1 protein-coding gene is annotated in these 330 nt (G+C 52.7%); it reads right to left on the reverse strand.

Annotation, left to right across the window (positions count from 1 at the left end):
- Nucleotides 1-330 (reverse strand): hypothetical protein (locus tag FD02_RS11290; RefSeq protein WP_420805080.1); only part of this gene is annotated, 330 nt, incomplete at both ends.

The following is a 330-nucleotide window of genomic DNA, read 5'->3' on the forward strand; positions in this document are numbered from 1 at the left end:
ATTATCATGCTTCAGCTTGATCCCACCATCAGCCGTCGGTGTCGCCGTGGTGTCATTACCAACATCAGTTGGCTTGGTGGCATCCTTTGGCACATCCGTGCCATTGACCGTGTGACCGCCCTTACCGTCAGTAACAACGGTTTCAGTTGAGTTATCTGGTTCAGTGACTGGCGTCGTCGTCTTCTGGCTAGTAATTGCGCCATTCGGATCAATCGTCGTTTCGGTGGTCGTGCCATTGCCATTATCATGGTTCAGCTTAATCCCACCATCATCCGTCGGTGTCGCCGTGGTGCCCTTACCAACATCAGTTGGCTTAGTGGTACCAGCTGG

Source organism: Lacticaseibacillus nasuensis JCM 17158 (assembly GCF_001434705.1).
GTDB classification, from domain to species: domain Bacteria; phylum Bacillota; class Bacilli; order Lactobacillales; family Lactobacillaceae; genus Lacticaseibacillus; species Lacticaseibacillus nasuensis.